General features: G+C 68.5%; 15 protein-coding genes and 1 pseudogene. All 16 read left to right on the top strand.

The genetic code is table 11. The features are described from left to right. The first annotated feature begins 21 nt into the window (after positions 1-21). A complete protein-coding gene (prfA, locus tag ACFWYS_RS43125) occupies positions 22-1,098 on the top strand; it encodes a peptide chain release factor 1 (RefSeq protein WP_384781877.1) in 1,077 nt (358 codons plus the stop codon). Positions 1,099-1,171: 73 nt separating this feature from the next. Beyond that, complete coding sequence (prmC, locus tag ACFWYS_RS43120) at positions 1,172-2,011, top strand: peptide chain release factor N(5)-glutamine methyltransferase (protein ID WP_384781875.1); 840 nt, start codon at positions 1,172-1,174, stop codon at positions 2,009-2,011. Between the two features lie 61 nt (positions 2,012-2,072). After that, positions 2,073-2,720 (top strand): L-threonylcarbamoyladenylate synthase, encoded by a 648-nt coding sequence (locus ACFWYS_RS43115; protein WP_272115204.1) that lies wholly within the window; start codon positions 2,073-2,075, stop codon positions 2,718-2,720. Next, positions 2,717-3,397, top strand: a complete 681-nt coding sequence (locus tag ACFWYS_RS43110; protein ID WP_384781873.1) for a protein-tyrosine-phosphatase — start codon at positions 2,717-2,719, stop codon at positions 3,395-3,397. Before ACFWYS_RS43115 ends, ACFWYS_RS43110 begins: the two co-directional genes overlap by 4 nt. Positions 3,398-3,531: 134 nt before the next feature. Continuing rightward, positions 3,532-4,770, top strand: a complete 1,239-nt coding sequence (glyA, locus tag ACFWYS_RS43105; protein WP_384781871.1) for a serine hydroxymethyltransferase — start codon at positions 3,532-3,534, stop codon at positions 4,768-4,770. Between the two features lie 140 nt (positions 4,771-4,910). Further along, entirely contained in the window at positions 4,911-6,272 is a 1,362-nt protein-coding gene (locus tag ACFWYS_RS43100) for an MraY family glycosyltransferase (protein ID WP_384781869.1), read from the top strand. Between the two features lie 327 nt (positions 6,273-6,599). After that, a complete protein-coding gene (locus ACFWYS_RS43095; RefSeq protein ID WP_384781867.1) occupies positions 6,600-7,034 on the top strand; it encodes a hypothetical protein in 435 nt (144 codons plus the stop codon). Positions 7,035-7,307: 273 nt separating this feature from the next. Next, positions 7,308-8,078, top strand: coding sequence for a F0F1 ATP synthase subunit A (atpB, locus tag ACFWYS_RS43090; protein ID WP_384781897.1), 771 nt, complete (start codon positions 7,308-7,310; stop codon positions 8,076-8,078). 78 nt (positions 8,079-8,156) lie between these two features. Next, positions 8,157-8,390, top strand: coding sequence for an ATP synthase F0 subunit C (gene atpE / locus ACFWYS_RS43085; RefSeq protein WP_031485821.1), 234 nt, complete (start codon positions 8,157-8,159; stop codon positions 8,388-8,390). 41 nt (positions 8,391-8,431) lie between these two features. Then, a complete protein-coding gene (locus ACFWYS_RS43080) occupies positions 8,432-8,980 on the top strand; it encodes a F0F1 ATP synthase subunit B (protein WP_384781864.1) in 549 nt (182 codons plus the stop codon). Further along, complete coding sequence (locus ACFWYS_RS43075; RefSeq protein WP_384781862.1) at positions 8,977-9,792, top strand: F0F1 ATP synthase subunit delta; 816 nt, start codon at positions 8,977-8,979, stop codon at positions 9,790-9,792. Before ACFWYS_RS43080 ends, ACFWYS_RS43075 begins: the two co-directional genes overlap by 4 nt. A 126-nt stretch (positions 9,793-9,918) precedes the next feature. Further along, entirely contained in the window at positions 9,919-11,508 is a 1,590-nt protein-coding gene (gene atpA / locus ACFWYS_RS43070) for a F0F1 ATP synthase subunit alpha (RefSeq protein ID WP_384781860.1), read from the top strand. Between the two features lie 21 nt (positions 11,509-11,529). Continuing rightward, on the top strand, positions 11,530-12,447 hold the full coding sequence (locus tag ACFWYS_RS43065; RefSeq protein ID WP_384781858.1) for a F0F1 ATP synthase subunit gamma: 918 nt from the start codon (positions 11,530-11,532) through the stop codon (positions 12,445-12,447). Further along, entirely contained in the window at positions 12,447-13,883 is a 1,437-nt protein-coding gene (gene atpD, locus ACFWYS_RS43060; RefSeq protein WP_384781856.1) for a F0F1 ATP synthase subunit beta, read from the top strand. Before ACFWYS_RS43065 ends, atpD begins: the two co-directional genes overlap by 1 nt. A gap of 130 nt (positions 13,884-14,013) precedes the next feature. Beyond that, complete coding sequence (locus ACFWYS_RS43055; RefSeq protein ID WP_250089034.1) at positions 14,014-14,388, top strand: F0F1 ATP synthase subunit epsilon; 375 nt, start codon at positions 14,014-14,016, stop codon at positions 14,386-14,388. 162 nt (positions 14,389-14,550) lie between these two features. Further along, positions 14,551-14,979, top strand: a pseudogene (locus ACFWYS_RS43050) (DUF2550 domain-containing protein); the annotation flags it as partial. Positions 14,980-15,082: the final 103 nt, after the last annotated feature.

The following is a 15,082-nucleotide window of genomic DNA, read 5'->3' as shown; positions in this document are numbered from 1 at the left end:
GTACCCACACAGGAGCCCAAGATGTTCGAGGCCGTCGAGGACCTGGTCACTGAGCACGCCGACCTGGAGACGAAGCTCGCCGACCCGTCGGTCCACGCCGACCAGGCGAACGCGCGCAAGCTGAACAAGCGCTACGCCGAGCTCACCCCGATCGTCGCCACGTACCGCTCCTGGAAGCAGACCGGCGACGACATCGAGACGGCGAAGGAGTTCGCCGCCGCCGACCCCGACTTCGCCGCCGAGGTGAAGGACCTGGAGAAGCAGCGCGAGGAGCTCACCGAGAAGCTGCGCCTGCTGCTGGTCCCGCGCGACCCGAGTGACGACAAGGACGTCATTCTGGAGATCAAGGCCGGTGCCGGCGGTGACGAGTCCGCGCTGTTCGCGGGTGACCTGCTGCGCATGTATCTGCGGTACGCCGAGCGCGTCGGCTGGAAGACCGAGATCATCGACTCCACCGAGTCCGAGCTCGGCGGCTACAAGGACGTCCAGGTCGCGGTGAAGACCAAGGGCGGAAACGGTGCCACGGAGCCCGGCCAGGGTGTCTGGGCCCGGCTGAAGTACGAGGGCGGTGTGCACCGCGTGCAGCGGGTGCCGGCGACCGAGTCCCAGGGCCGTATCCACACCTCCGCGGCCGGTGTGCTGGTCACGCCGGAGGCCGAGGAGATCGACGTCGAGATCAACCCGAACGACCTGCGCATCGACGTGTACCGGTCGTCCGGCCCGGGCGGCCAGTCCGTCAACACCACCGACTCCGCCGTGCGCATCACGCACATCCCCACCGGAGTCGTCGCCTCCTGCCAGAACGAGAAGAGCCAGCTGCAGAACAAGGAGCAGGCGATGCGTATCCTGCGCTCCAGGCTGCTCGCCGCGGCGCAGGAGGAGGCGGAGAAGGAGGCCGCCGACGCCCGCCGCAGCCAGGTCCGCACCGTCGACCGCTCCGAGAAGATCCGCACCTACAACTTCCCGGAGAATCGCATCTCGGACCACCGGGTCGGCTTCAAGGCGTACAACTTGGACCAGGTCCTCGACGGCGACCTCGACTCGGTGATCCAGGCCTGCGTCGACGCGGACTCGGCCGCCAAGCTCGCAGCCGCGTAAAGGACGTACGAGCAAGTACCGGAGGACATGCGTGCAGCCAACATTTGGGGGGCGACCCTCAAGTCCCCGCAGCGTGCTGCTCGCTGAGGTAGCCCAGGCCACCCAGCGGCTGGCCGACGCCGGCGTGCCCTCGCCGCGCAACGACGCGGAGGAGCTCGCCGCGTTCGTGCACGGCGTGAAGCGGGGCGCGCTGCACTCCGTCAAGGACGCGGACTTCGACGCCCGCTACTGGGAGGTCATCGCCCGCCGCGAACAGCGCGAGCCGCTCCAGCACATCACCGGGCGGGCCTATTTCCGGTACCTCGAACTCCAGGTGGGGCCGGGCGTGTTCGTGCCCCGCCCCGAGACCGAGTCGGTGGTCGGGTGGGCCATAGACGCCGTACGGGCCATGGACGTCGTCGAGCCCTGCATCGTCGACCTGTGCACCGGCTCCGGCGCCATCGCGCTCGCCCTCGCCCAGGAGGTCCCGCGCTCCCGGGTGCACGCCGTGGAGCTGTCCGAGGACGCCCTGCAGTGGACGCGCAAGAACGTGGAGGGGTCCAGGGTCGACCTGCGGCAGGGCAACGCCCTCGACGCCTTCCCCGACCTCGACGGCCAGGTCGACCTGGTCATCTCCAACCCGCCCTACATCCCGCTCACCGAATGGGAGTACGTCGCTCCCGAGGCGCGGGACTACGATCCCGAACTCGCCCTGTTCTCCGGCGAGGACGGCCTCGACCTCATCCGTGGCCTGGAGCGGACCGCACACCGTCTCCTGCGTCCCGGCGGGGTCGTCGTCATCGAGCACGCCGACACCCAGGGCGGGCAGGTGCCGTGGATCTTCACCGAGGAGCGGGGCTGGGCCGACGCGGCCGACCATCCCGACCTCAACAACCGTCCCAGGTTCGCGACCGCCCGCAAGGCGCTGCCGTGACCGCCCCGCAGACTTCGATCCCGCAGTACGTGTACTTCGTGTACGAGGAGGCCCGCTAGACATGGCACGGCGATACGACACCAACGACGCGACGGACCGTACGACCGGCCTGCGCGAAGCCGCGTCCGCCGTCCGCCGGGGCGAGCTCGTGGTCCTCCCGACCGACACGGTGTACGGCATCGGCGCCGACGCGTTCGCCAAGGAGGCGGTCGGCGATCTGCTGGAGGCCAAGGGGCGGGGCCGCAACATGCCCACCCCGGTTCTGATCGGCTCCCCGAACACGCTCCACGGTCTCGTCACCGACTTCTCCGAGCTGGCCTGGGAACTGGTCGACGCGTTCTGGCCGGGCGCGCTGACGCTGGTCGCCAAGCACCAGCCGTCGCTGCAGTGGGACCTGGGAGACACCCGGGGCACGGTTGCCGTGCGCATGCCACTGCACCCGGTCGCCATCGAGCTGCTGACCGAGGTCGGCCCGATGGCGGTGTCCTCGGCCAACCTCACGGGGCACCCGGCGCCGGAGGACTGCGACTCCGCGCAGGAGATGCTCGGCGACTCGGTCTCCGTCTACCTGGACGGCGGCCCGACCCCCGGCAACGTCCCGTCGTCGATCGTCGACGTCACCCGCGAGATCCCGCTCCTGCTGCGCGCGGGCGCCATCTCGGCGGAGGAGCTGCGGAAGGTCGTACCCGACCTTGAGGTGGCGAATTGACAGCCCCCAACGCGGGGCGTGGCATAGGCAACGGGGAAAGCGCGGCGGAGATCACCACGACATTCGTCGGACTCCCGCGCGACAGCTTCCGCATCCTCCACGTCAGCACCGGCAATGTGTGCCGCTCACCGATCACCGAGCGGCTGACCCGTCATTTCGTGACGCAGCGCCTCGGGGTGCTCGGCGGCGGGCTGATCGTGGAGAGCGCGGGCACCTGGGGCCATGAGGGCGCGCCCATGGAATCCAACGCGGAGACCGTCCTCGCCGACTTCGGCGCGGACGCCTCCGGCTTCGTCGGCCGCGAGCTCCTCGACGAGCACGTCATCATGGCCGACCTGGTCCTCACGGCCACCCGCGACCACCGCGCCCAGGTCATCTCCATGGGCCATTCGGCGGGCCTGCGCACCTTCACCCTCAAGGAGTTCACCCGCCTGGTGAAGGCGATAGACCCGACGACGCTGCCTCCCCTGGAGGACGGCGTGGTGTTCCGCGCACGCGCCCTGGTCCGCGCCGCCGCGGCTCTACGCGGGTGGCTCCTGGCCCCCACGGCGGAGGCGGACGAGGTGTACGACCCGTACGGGGCACCGCTGGGGTTCTTCCGGTCGGTCGGCGACGAGATACACCAGGCGCTGGATCCGGTCGTCACAGCGCTCACCGGAGTACCTGCGAGGGCGTAACAACCGGGCGCCCCTGCCGCCCCGGGCCTACATTGGACGTACGTCACCACGGCTCGTGAGCTGAAGGGGTGCACCGGCTCGGGCACCCCGGAGGCGAACGAGCCATCAGCAGCGTCGCACGCCCGGAGCCCACCATGCCGGTCACCCATACCCTCGCGGCCGATGTCCTGCGCGGCCAGGACCCGCAGCTCGCCGACATCCTGCTCGGTGAGCTGGACCGGCAGTCGACGACGCTCCAGCTCATCGCCGCCGAGAACTTCACGTCGCCCGCCGTGCTGGCGGCCCTCGGATCGCCGCTGGCCAACAAGTACGCGGAGGGCTATCCGGGCGCCCGGCACCACGGCGGGTGCGAGATGGTCGACGTCGCCGAACGGCTCGCCGTGGAACGCGCCAAGGCGCTGTTCGGGGCCGAGCACGCCAATGTGCAGTCCCACTCCGGCTCCTCGGCCGTCCTCGCCGCGTACGCCGCCCTGCTGCGCCCCGGCGACACCGTCCTCGCCCTCGGACTGCCCTACGGCGGCCACCTCACGCACGGCTCGCCGGCGAACTTCTCCGGCCGCTGGTTCGACTTCGTCCCCTACGGCGTCGACGCGGAGACCGGGCTCATCGACCACGACCAGGTGCGCACCCTGGCCCGCGGCCACCGGCCCAAGGCGATCGTGTGCGGGTCCATCGCCTACCCCCGGCACATCGACTACGCCTTCTTCCGCGAGCTCGCCGACGAGGTCGGGGCGTACCTCATCGCCGACGCCGCCCACCCGATGGGGCTCGTCGCCGGGGGAGCGGCGCCGAGCCCGGTGCCGTACGCCGATGTCGTGTGCGCCACCACCCACAAGGTCCTGCGCGGCCCGCGCGGAGGCATGATCCTGTGCGGCGCGGACCTCGCCGAGCGCGTCGATCGCGCCGTTTTCCCCTTCACCCAGGGCGGCGCCCAGATGCACGCCATCGCCGCCAAGGCCGTCGCGTTCGGCGAGGCGGCAACACCGCAGTTCGCCGCGTACGCCCATCAGGTGGTCGCCAATGCGAGAACCCTGGCGGCCGGACTGGCGGCGGAGGGACTCGTCGTCACCACCGGCGGCACCGACACCCACCTCATCACCGCCGACCCGGCCCCGCTCGGCGTCGACGGCCGCACGGCGCGCGGGCGGCTCGCGGCGGCCGGAATCGTGCTGGACTGCTGCGCGCTGCCGCACGGCGACGCCCGTGGCCTGCGCCTCGGCACGGCGGCCGTGACCACCCAGGGCATGGGGGAGGAGGAGATGGCGTGGCTGGCCGGGCTGGTCGGGGGCGTGCTCAGGGAGGAGACCGAAAGTCCGAAGGCTCGTGAAGAAGTGCGGGAGCTGGCCGGTAGATTTCCGCCGTATCCCGGCTGAGGCGGGGTAGACGCACCCGCATGCACAGCCACCCATGCAACCATCGTCGCTACCCGGAAGTCCCCACACATATGCGTCGCGTATGTGTACGTCGCTAGGGTGTGGGGCTGAGATGGCCAGCGAGACTTGTGGGGAAGCCCGTGCGTGAATACCTGCTGACGCTCTGCATCACGGCCGCGGTGACGTATCTGCTGACAGGGCCGGTACGTAAGTTCGCGATCGTGGCCGGAGCGATGCCGGAGATCCGGGCACGTGACGTGCACCGGGAGCCCACTCCGCGGCTCGGCGGGATCGCGATGTTCTTCGGCCTGTGCGCGGGACTGCTGGCCGCCGACCACCTCACGAACCTCAGTAGCGTCTTCGAGAACTCCAACGAACCGCGGGCGCTGCTCTCCGGAGCGGCGCTCATCTGGCTGATCGGCGTTCTGGACGACAAGTTCGAGATCGACGCCCTGATCAAGCTGGGCGGCCAGATGATCGCCGCCGGCGTCATGGTCATGCAGGGTCTGACGATCCTGTGGCTGCCCATTCCGGGCTTCGGCTCGGTCGCGCTGACCCAGTGGCAGGGCACGCTTCTCACGGTCGCCCTGGTCGTGATCACCATCAACGCGGTCAACTTCGTCGACGGCCTGGACGGCCTGGCGGCCGGCATGGTCTGCATCGCCTCGGCCGCGTTCTTCCTCTACGCCTACCGGGTCTGGGTGTCGTACGGCATCGAGGCGGCCGCCCCGGCCACCCTGTTCGCGGCGATCCTGATGGGCATGTGCCTGGGCTTCCTGCCGCACAACATGCACCCGGCGCGGATCTTCATGGGCGACTCCGGCTCGATGCTCATCGGCCTGGTCCTGGCGGCGGGCGCGATCTCCATCACGGGACAGGTCGACCCGGACGCCCTGAAGCTGTTCGCGGGCTCGGAGAAGGCGGCGGTGCACCAGACGGTGCCGGTCTACATCCCGCTGTTGCTGCCGCTGACGATCATCGCGATCCCGGCGGCCGACCTGGTCCTCGCGATCGTGCGCCGCACGTGGCGGGGCCAGTCGCCCTTCGCCGCCGACCGTGGCCACCTCCACCACCGCCTCCTGGAGATCGGCCACTCCCACAGCCGCGCGGTCCTGATCATGTACTTCTGGTCCGCCCTGATCGCCTTCGGCGCCCTCGCCTACTCGGTGAACTCGGCGTCCATGTGGATCGTGCTGGGCGTGGTCTTCCTGAGCGCCATCGGGCTCCTGCTGCTCCTGATGCCCCGCTTCACCCCCCGCGCCCCGCGCTGGGCCGAGGCCTTCATCCCGCCGCGCTACCGCCGCGGCGCCGCCTCGGCACCGGCGGCCACCACGCCCCAGACGGTCTCCGGCCAGCTCTCACCCGACACCGCGCCCGACGCACTGTCCGACGAAGAGCCGCGCACCCCGGTCGCCGCGGGCGCCTCGCGCGTCAACGGGGCGACCGCGATCGGCGCCCGATCGCGTCTGCTGGACCGGCGGGAGGCCGGAACGTCGCGCTGACGGCCGACGTAAGAACACGGGCAAGGTAAGAATCTGACTAGAGCATTGCCAAACCGTGGGAGTGCGATGGGGGTGCGAAGCATCCCAATACCAGACAAGTCGACCGTGATCCCGCACAGACGCGCACCGTCACTCTCATGTGTGACAGCGGGCACACCCGCCAGGTAAAGACCTCATCAAATAGTTTGTGATACGGTTCACGAGAACCCCCGGACAGAGCCGAAGGACCGTAGTGCGACGGTCCATTGGCGTGAGGTGCTCTCTCAATCCGGGACTACGCTCGTCCATGACGACACCCTGCCCCCCTGCGAAAGCGGAGTTGCCGCCATGCCGTCCAATGACGTCCGGATTCTCCTCAAAGCTGCCGTGCCCACGGCTGCCGTCGGTGCGATTGCCGCCGTCGTCAGCGGTGTGGTCGCCGGTGGCGAGGGGGCGATCGGGGCTGTGGTGGCGACGGTGCTCACGATCCTCTTCATGGGAATCGGGCTCTACGTTCTGCAGCGCACTGCCAAATCGCTTCCGCATCTGTTCCAGATGATGGGCCTGATGCTCTACGCGGCTCAGATCCTGCTGCTGTTCGTCTTTCTGAGCGCGTTCAAGAACACCACGCTGTTCAATCCCAAGGCTTTCGCGATCACTCTGATCGCTACCACCCTCGCGTGGATTGCGGCCCAGACTCGGGCCCACATGAAAGCCAAGATCCTCTACGTTGAACCCGACTCCTCGGGCGACAAGCCCGAAAAATCGGGGCACTCATCGTGAGGGGTAGGGCCGGGATAAGTGCGCGTAAGAAGTCCTGCTATCGTCCGGTGCCAACTGCGGCATCGCGGGCGCGGGCATCTGAGCTGACGCCTGCTCAATCGCGAGGCTTGATGCCCCCCAGCCGCCCTCACATCCGTAACACCAGTCCCGTGCCGAACCGCGGCTGCGCGCCGCGCCGACACAACGAGGTTGCCGTACCCATGCGTCACGCCGAAGGAGCCCGCGGTGAGTGCTGACCAGACCCAGCTCGCCTTTGACTGGAGCTGTCGGATCATGTCCGACAACGGCTGTGGCTTCCCGGCTCCGGGCCTGCACTCGTTCCTCTTCAAGCCGATCGCCACGGTCGGCGGGTTCGAGTTCAACAAGGTGATGCTGCTCGCCATCATCACCACGCTCTTGGTCATTACCTTCTTCACCCTCGCGTTCAGCAAGGCGAAGGTGGTGCCGGGCAAGCTGCAGATGGTCGCCGAAGCCGGTTACGACTTCGTGCGCCGCGGCATCGTCTACGAGACGCTCGGCAAGCGCGAGGGCGAGAAGTACGTCCCGTTCATGGTCTCGCTCTTCTTCTTCATCTGGGTCATGAACATCTGGTCCGTGATCCCGCTGGCCCAGTTCCCGGTCTCGTCGATCATCGCGTTCCCGATGGTGCTTGCCGCGATCGTCTGGCTCATCTGGGTCTCGGTGACCTTCAAGCGGCACGGCTTCGTCGGCTTCTTCAAGAACATCACCGGCTACGACAAGTCGCTGGGTGCGGTGCTGCCGCTCGTGATGGTCATCGAGTTCTTCTCGAACCTGCTGGTCCGCCCGTTCACGCACGCGGTCCGACTCTTCGCCAACATGTTCGCCGGCCACCTGATGCTGGTCATGTTCACCGTCGCCTCCTGGTACCTGCTGAACAGCTGGATGATCCCGGCGGCCGGTGTCTCCTTCGTCATGACCATGGTCATGATCCTCTTCGAGCTCTTCGTGCAGGCCGTCCAGGCGTACGTCTTCGTGCTGCTGGCCTGCTCGTACATCCAGGGCGCGCTCGCCGAGCACCACTGAGCCCCGCCGCACCACAAGCCCCCAAGAACGTCCGGTGGCCAACCCCCGCCGGTCCATGAAAGAGAAGGAAGAATCAGCATGGCTGCCCTTGAGACCCTCGCCGCCGTCGAAGGCAACATCGGTTCCATCGGCTACGGCCTGGCCGCCATCGGCCCCGGTGTCGGCGTCGGCATCATCTTCGGCAACGGCACCCAGGCCCTCGCCCGCCAGCCCGAGGCTGCCGGCCTGATCCGTGCCAACCAGATCCTCGGCTTCGCCTTCTGTGAGGCGCTCGCCCTCATCGGCATCGTCATGCCGTTCGTCTACGGATGATCGAGCCCTGACGAGCCAACCTTTCAACGAAAGGCACTGATGTGATCGCCAACCTGGTACAGCTGGCGGCCGAGGAAGAGCAGAACCCGCTCATTCCTCCGGGCCCCGAGCTGCTCGTCGGCACCATCGCCTTCGCCATCGTGTTCTTCTTCTTCTGGAAGAAGCTGCTTCCGAACATCAACAAGGTTCTGGAAGAGCGCCGCGAGGCGATCGAAGGTGGTATTGAGAAGGCCGAGGCGGCGCAGGTCGAGGCCCAGAGCGTCCTGGAGCAGTACAAGGCCCAGCTCGCCGAGGCCCGGCACGAGGCCGCGCGTCTGCGCCAGGAGGCGCAGGAGCAGGGTGCCGCGCTCATCGCCGAGATGCGTGCGGAAGGCCAGCGGCAGCGCGAGGAGATCGTCGCCGCCGGTCACGCCCAGATCGAGGCCGACCGCAAGGCCGCGTCCTCCGCGCTGCGCCAGGACGTCGGCAAGCTCGCCACCGACCTGGCCGGCAAGCTCGTCGGCGAGTCCCTTGAGGACCACGCCCGGCAGAGCCGCGTGATCGACCGCTTCCTCGATGAGCTTGAGGAGAAGGCCGAGGCCGGCCGATGAACGGAGCGAGCCGCGAGGCCCTGGCAGCCGCACGTGAGCGTCTCGACGCGCTGACGGACAACACGTCCGTCGACGCGGCCAAGCTCGCCGACGAGCTGGCCGCCGTCACCGCGCTGCTCGACCGCGAGGTGTCGCTGCGTCGGGTCCTGACCGACCCGGCGCAGGCCGGTGAGGCCAAGGCCGAGCTGGTCCAGCGCCTCCTCGGTGGCCAGGTCGGCGGGGAGACCACCGACCTGCTGTCCGGCATGGTGCGCTCCCGCTGGTCGCAGTCCCGCGACCTGGTGGACGCGCTGGAGGAGCTGGCGGACACCGCCGACCTCACCGCCGCGCAGAAGACGGGCACGCTCGACGACGTCGAGGACGAGCTGTTCCGGTTCGGCCGGATCGTCTCCGGCAGCACCGAGCTCCGTGCCGCGCTGACCGACCGTTCCGCCGCCGCCTCGGCCAAGAGCGAGCTGCTGCGCAGCCTGCTCAGCCGTCGGGCCAAGGCGACCACCGAGCGTCTGGTGACGCGTCTTGTGACCGCGCCGCGTGGACGTAGCCTGGAGTCGGGACTGGAGTCCCTGTCCAAGCTCGCCGCCGAGCGCCGGGAGCGCATGGTGGCCGTCGTCACCTCGGCGGTACCGCTGAGCGACCGGCAGAAGCAGCGCCTGGGCGCCGCCCTCGCGAAGGTCTACGGCCGTCAGATGCACCTCAACCTCGACGTGGACCCCGAGGTCGTCGGCGGAATCCGGGTGCAGGTCGGCGACGAGGTCATCAACGGCTCCCTCGCGGACCGCATCGAGGACGCCGGCCGCCGACTGGCGAGCTGAGCAGCAACTCAATAAGCAGTACGTACTTACGACGGCCCTGGTTGGGCCGTGCAGAAGAATCCTGGGGGTCGCCCCCAGACCCCCAAAGTGAAACTTCGGGCCCAACAAGGAGAGCAGGGAACCCAGATGGCGGAGCTCACGATCCGGCCGGAGGAGATCCGGGACGCGCTGGAGAACTTCGTCCAGTCGTACAAGCCGGACGCGGCCTCGCGCGAGGAGGTCGGTACGGTCACCCTTGCCGGCGACGGCATCGCGAAGGTCGAGGGCCTGCCCTCGGCCATGGCCAACGAACTGCTGAAGTTCGAGGACGGCACCCTCGGCCTCGCGCTCAACCTGGAAGAGCGCGAGATCGGCGCCGTCATCCTCGGTGAGTTCAGCGGCATCGAGGAGGGGCAGCCGGTCTCCCGTACCGGTGAGGTCCTCTCCGTGGCCGTCGGCGAGGGCTACCTCGGCCGCGTCGTCGACCCGCTCGGCAACCCGATCGACGGCCTCGGCGAGATCGAGACGTCCGGCCGCCGTGCCCTTGAGCTGCAGGCTCCGGGCGTCATGGCCCGTAAGTCGGTGCACGAGCCGATGGAGACCGGCTACAAGGCCGTCGACGCGATGACCCCGATCGGCCGTGGCCAGCGTCAGCTGATCATCGGCGACCGCCAGACCGGCAAGACCGCCCTGGCCGTCGACACGATCATCAACCAGCGCGACAACTGGCGCACCGGCGACCCGAACAAGCAGGTCCGCTGCATCTACGTCGCCATCGGCCAGAAGGGCTCGACGATCGCGTCGGTCCGCCGCGCGCTGGAGGAGAACGGCGCGCTGGAGTACACGACCATCGTCGCCGCCCCGGCGTCCGACCCGGCCGGCTTCAAGTACCTGGCGCCGTACACCGGTTCGGCCATCGGCCAGCAGTGGATGTACGAGGGCAAGCACGTCCTCATCATCTTCGACGACCTCTCGAAGCAGGCCGACGCCTACCGCGCCGTGTCCCTGCTGCTGCGCCGCCCGCCGGGCCGTGAGGCCTACCCGGGTGACGTCTTCTACCTGCACTCCCGTCTGCTGGAGCGCTGCGCGAAGCTCTCCGACGACATGGGCGCCGGCTCGATGACCGGTCTGCCGATCGTCGAGACCAAGGCCAACGACGTCTCGGCGTTCATCCCGACCAACGTCATCTCCATCACCGACGGCCAGTGCTTCCTGGAGTCGGACCTGTTCAACGCCGGTCAGCGCCCCGCGCTGAACGTCGGTATCTCCGTCTCCCGAGTCGGTGGTTCCGCGCAGCACAAGGCGATGAAGCAGGTCTCCGGTCGTCTCCGTCTGGACCTGGCCCAGTACCGCGAGCTGGAGGCGTTCGCCGCCTTCGGTTCCGACCTGGACGCCGCGTCGAAGGCGCAGCTGGAGCGTGGTTCGCGTCTGGTCGAGCTGCTCAAGCAGGCTCAGTACCAGCCGATGGCCACCGAGGACCAGGTCGTCTCGGTCTGGGGTGCCACCACCGGCAAGATGGACGACGTTCCGGTCGCCGACATCCGCCGCTTCGAGACGGAGCTCCTTGAGTTCCTGCACCGCAAGGAGCAGGGCCTCATGACCTCCATCAAGGAGGGCGGCAAGATGTCGGACGACACCCTCACCGCTGTTGCCGACGCGATCGCCGAGTTCAAGAAGCAGTTCGAGACCTCGGACGGCAAGCTTCTCGGCGAGGACGCCCCGGCCGCCGCCAAGTGACGTAAGGAAGGGACCTGACTCATGGGAGCCCAGCTCCGGGTCTACAAGCGTCGCATCCGATCCGTCACCGCGACCAAGAAGATCACCAAGGCGATGGAGATGATCGCCGCCTCGCGCGTCGTCAAGGCGCAGCGCAAGGTGGCGGCCTCCACGCCGTACGCGACCGAGCTCACCCGCGCGGTCACGGCGGTCGGTACCGGCTCGAACACCAAGCACCCGCTGACCACGCAGGCCGAGACGGTCACGCGGTCCGCGGTGCTGCTCCTGACGAGCGACCGCGGTCTCGCCGGCGCCTTCAACTCGAACGCCATCAAGATCGCGGAGCAGCTGACCGCGCGTCTGGAGGACGAGGGCAAGGAGGTCGAGATCTACATCGTCGGCCGCCGTGGTGTCGCCCACTACAACTTCCGTGAGCGCAAGATCGCGGAGTCGTGGAGCGGCTTCACCGACGAGCCGTCGTACGCGGACGCCAAGAAGGTCGCGGCTCCGCTGATCGAGGCGATCGAGAAGGACACGGCCGAGGGCGGCGTGGACGAACTCCACATCGTCTTCACCGAGTTCGTCTCGATGATGACGCAGACGGCCCTCGACGACCGTCTGCTGCCGCTCAGCCTCGAAGAGGTCGCGAAGGAGGCTGCCCCCAAGGGCGAGATCCTTCCGCTGTTCGACTTCGAGCCCTCGGCGGAGGACGTCCTCGACGCCCTGCTGCCGCGCTACGTGGAGAGCCGTATCTACAACGCGCTGCTCCAGTCGGCCGCCTCCAAGCACGCCGCCACGCGGCGCGCGATGAAGTCGGCCACCGACAACGCGGGAGAGCTCATCGAGACGCTCTCGCGGCTTGCCAACGCGGCCCGCCAGGCCGAAATCACCCAGGAAATCAGCGAGATCGTCGGTGGCTCCGCAGCCCTGGCCGACGCGACCGCGGGGAGTGACAGGTAATGACGACGACAGTTGAGACGGCCGCTGCCACGGGCCGCGTCGCCCGGGTCATCGGCCCGGTCGTCGACGTGGAATTCCCCGTCGACGCCATGCCCGACATCTACAACGCCCTTCACGTCGAGGTCGCCGACCCGGCTCAGGAGGGCGCGAAGAAGACGCTGACCCTGGAGGTCGCCCAGCACCTGGGTGACGGCCTGGTCCGTACGATCTCGATGCAGCCCACCGACGGTCTGGTCCGCCAGGCCCCGGTCACCGACTCCGGTGCCTCCATCACGGTGCCCGTCGGCGACTTCACCAAGGGCAAGGTGTTCAACACCCTCGGTGAGGTGCTGAACGTCGACGAGCAGTACGAGGGCGAGCGCTGGGGCATCCACCGCAAGGCCCCGAACTTCGACGAGCTTGAGTCGAAGACCGAGATGTTCGAGACCGGCGTCAAGGTCATCGACCTTCTCACCCCGTACGTCAAGGGTGGAAAGATCGGTCTGTTCGGCGGTGCCGGCGTCGGCAAGACGGTGCTCATCCAGGAGATGATCTACCGCGTCGCCAACAACCACGACGGTGTCTCCGTGTTCGCCGGTGTCGGTGAGCGCACCCGTGAGGGCAACGACCTCATCGAGGAGATGGCGGACTCGGGCGTCATCGACAAGACCGCCCTGGTCTTCGGTCAGATGGACGAGCCCCCGGGCACCCGTCTCCGTGTGGCCCTGGCCGGTCTGACCATGGCGGAGTACTTCCGCGATGTGCAGAAGCAGGACGTGCTGTTCTTCATCGACAACATCTTCCGCTTCACGCAGGCCGGTTCCGAGGTCTCGACCCTGCTCGGCCGTATGCCCTCCGCGGTGGGCTACCAGCCGAACCTGGCCGACGAGATGGGTCTCCTCCAGGAGCGCATCACCTCGACCCGTGGTCACTCGATCACCTCGATGCAGGCGATCTACGTCCCCGCGGACGACCTGACCGACCCGGCCCCGGCCACCACCTTCGCCCACCTCGACGCGACGACGGTTCTGTCCCGTCCGATCTCCGAGAAGGGCATCTACCCGGCCGTGGACCCGCTGGACTCGACGTCCCGCATCCTCGACCCGCGGTACATCGCGGCGGACCACTACAACACCGCCATGCGTGTCAAGGGCATCCTGCAGAAGTACAAGGACCTCCAGGACATCATCGCGATCCTCGGCATCGACGAGCTCGGCGAGGAGGACAAGCTGGTCGTCCAGCGTGCCCGCCGTGTCGAGCGCTTCCTGTCCCAGAACACCCACGTCGCCAAGCAGTTCACCGGCGTGGACGGTTCGGACGTGCCGCTGGACGAGTCGATCACCGCGTTCAACGCGATCATCGACGGTGAGTTCGACCACTTCCCGGAGCAGGCGTTCTTCCTGTGCGGTGGTATCGAGGACCTGAAGAAGAACGCGAAGGAGCTGGGCGTCTCCTGACGCACCGGTCTTCGTGAGCCATTGAGCTCTTGACTGAGGGGGCGGGGTTCGTCCCGCCCCCTCACTCACGCCTACTAGACTTGTAACCAACACCCGGCAGAACCGCCGGGTGGTGACCCGAGGAGCCACCTTGGCTGCTGAGCTGCACGTCGCGATGGTCGCCGCCGACCGTGAGGTCTGGTCGGGCCAGGCCACTCTGGTCGTCGCGCGCACCACGTCGGGCGACATCGGCGTCATGCCCGGTCACCAGCCGCTGCTCGGTGTGCTGGAGTCGGGCCCGGTGACCATCCGTACGAGTGATGGTGGAACCGTCATCGCCGCGGTGCACGGCGGTTTCATCTCGTTCGCGGACAACAAGCTGTCGCTGCTGGCCGAGATCGCCGAGCTGTCGGACGAGATCGATGTCCAGCGCGCGGAGCGGGCACTGGAGCGCGCGAAGTCGGACGACGACGCGTCCGCAGGCCGCCGCGCGGAGGTCCGCCTGCAGGCGGCGACGGCGCGCTGACCCACCAGGTCACCTTCCGGGCCGTCTAGGCTCTGGGGGAGCGCACGCGATGACGTCACTCAGCCGCGGCTGGGACCGGAGCAATCCGGTGCCGGTCGCGGCTGAGGCAGATATGGAAGTTTTTTCCGTTCCGTTACCTAGGAGACGAGGAGGTCGGTGTCGATGGTCCTCGCTCTGACTGTGTGCGGAATCGTTGTCGCCCTCGTGGTGCTGGGGCTGTTCGTCTTCGGTCTGCGCCGCAGACTCATCCAGCGCTCCGGCGGCACCTTCGACTGTTCCCTGCGCTGGGACGTGCCGGAGAAACCCGACACCAGCGGCAAGGGCTGGAGCTACGGCGTCGCCCGCTACAACGGCGACCGCATCGAGTGGTACCGCGTCTTCTCCTACGCCTACCGCCCGCGCCGCATCCTGGAGCGCTCCGCCATCGAGGTGGCCGGCCGCCGGGTCCCCGACGGCGAGGAGGAGCTGGCGCTGCTCTCCGACGCGGTGATCCTGACCTGTCTGCACCGGGGCACGCGTCTGGAACTCGCCATGAGCGAAGACGCGCTGACCGGTTTCCTCGCGTGGCTCGAAGCGGCCCCGCCCGGACAGGGGGGGGGGGGTGGGGGTGTGGGGGGGAGGTCGGGGGGGGGGGGGGGGGCGCGGGCGCGGGCCGGGGGGGGGGGGGGGGGGCGCGGGGGGGGGGGGGGGCGCG

Origin of the sequence: Streptomyces sp. NPDC059010 (assembly GCF_042740355.1) — a bacterium.
In the GTDB taxonomy this organism is placed as follows: Bacteria; Actinomycetota; Actinomycetes; order Streptomycetales; family Streptomycetaceae; genus Streptomyces.
Note: the sequence above shows the minus strand (reverse complement) of the source record. Positions and strands in the feature narration are given on the sequence as shown.

Coding starts and splice junctions, on each gene's coding strand:
- ACFWYS_RS43075 (WP_384781862.1), top strand. CDS start 8,977: ATGAACGGAGCGAGCCGCGAGGCCCTGGCAGCCGCACGTGAGCGTCTC.
- atpA (WP_384781860.1), top strand. CDS start 9,919: ATGGCGGAGCTCACGATCCGGCCGGAGGAGATCCGGGACGCGCTGGAG.
- ACFWYS_RS43115 (WP_272115204.1), top strand. CDS start 2,073: ATGGCACGGCGATACGACACCAACGACGCGACGGACCGTACGACCGGC.
- atpD (WP_384781856.1), top strand. CDS start 12,447: ATGACGACGACAGTTGAGACGGCCGCTGCCACGGGCCGCGTCGCCCGG.
- glyA (WP_384781871.1), top strand. CDS start 3,532: ATGCCGGTCACCCATACCCTCGCGGCCGATGTCCTGCGCGGCCAGGAC.
- ACFWYS_RS43095 (WP_384781867.1), top strand. CDS start 6,600: ATGCCGTCCAATGACGTCCGGATTCTCCTCAAAGCTGCCGTGCCCACG.
- atpB (WP_384781897.1), top strand. CDS start 7,308: ATGTCCGACAACGGCTGTGGCTTCCCGGCTCCGGGCCTGCACTCGTTC.
- prfA (WP_384781877.1), top strand. CDS start 22: ATGTTCGAGGCCGTCGAGGACCTGGTCACTGAGCACGCCGACCTGGAG.
- ACFWYS_RS43065 (WP_384781858.1), top strand. CDS start 11,530: ATGGGAGCCCAGCTCCGGGTCTACAAGCGTCGCATCCGATCCGTCACC.
- atpE (WP_031485821.1), top strand. CDS start 8,157: ATGGCTGCCCTTGAGACCCTCGCCGCCGTCGAAGGCAACATCGGTTCC.